Raw genomic sequence first — 879 nt, 5'->3', positions numbered from 1 at the left:
CACCAACAGCCGCTTCCAAAATGGTACCTGAAAAGCTGACCTTCTCGCCACTCTCTCGCCGCCAAATTGAAGCCGACTTCTCCGGGGGCCACATTACGTCGGACGCCGGATTACTCCTGCTTCGTGAAGTCGATAAACAGCATCGCCTAACACGCCGCTTGGCCGCCGTGCTTCATGATCCCCGCTCACCGGAACAGGTTCGTCATAAGCTCGACACGTTGGTTCGTCAGCGGGTGTTCGGTGTCGCCGCTGGCTATGAAGATTTCAACGACCATGAGGCCCTGCGCTATGATCAGGCCCTTCAGACAGCGCTCGATGAAGAGGATACGCTGGCAGGCAAGTCGACGCTGTGCCGGGTGGAGCAGAACGCCGATCGGCAAGCAATAGTGAAGGCCCATGAGTTGCTGTGGCATCACTTCATTGAACAGCATGACGAACCACCCAAGGAGATCGTGCTGGACTTTGATGGCACCGACATCCCCGTGCATGGCGAGCAACCCGGCAAGTTCTTTAACCGTTATTACGATCACCACTGCTACTTCCCACTGTATGTCTTCTGTGGGCGCCACTTACTGGTGAGCTATCTGCGCACCAGTGACCGCAGCGACAGCCGCCATAGCTGGGCGATCCTCGCCTTACTGGTACGCTTTATCCGTCAATACTGGCCCGATACGCGCATCGTGTTACGAGGTGATAGCCACTTTTGTCGTCCCCGGATGCTGAACTGGTGTGATCGGCATCACGTCGACTACATCGTGGGAATCGCAAAGAACAGCCGGCTGCTCAAGGAAGTGGACGTCCCCATGATGCTGGTGCGCAAGACCCAATGGCAGGTGGGAGGGAAAGTAGCGGGGACGTTCCGCTTCCAGTATCAAGCCC

The 879-nt window shown here is 57.0% G+C and carries 1 protein-coding gene; it reads left to right on the top strand.

Annotation, left to right across the window (positions count from 1 at the left end; translation table 11 throughout):
• Positions 1-20: 20 nt before the first annotated feature.
• Positions 21-879: IS1380 family transposase (locus tag INT19_RS08760; protein ID WP_193060475.1), on the top strand; the 859-nt coding region annotated here is incomplete at its 3' end.

Origin of the sequence: Halomonas sp. 3A7M, assembly GCF_014897875.1 — a bacterium.
In the GTDB taxonomy this organism is placed as follows: domain Bacteria; phylum Pseudomonadota; class Gammaproteobacteria; order Pseudomonadales; family Halomonadaceae; genus Vreelandella.
Note: the sequence above shows the minus strand (reverse complement) of the source record. Positions and strands in the feature narration are given on the sequence as shown.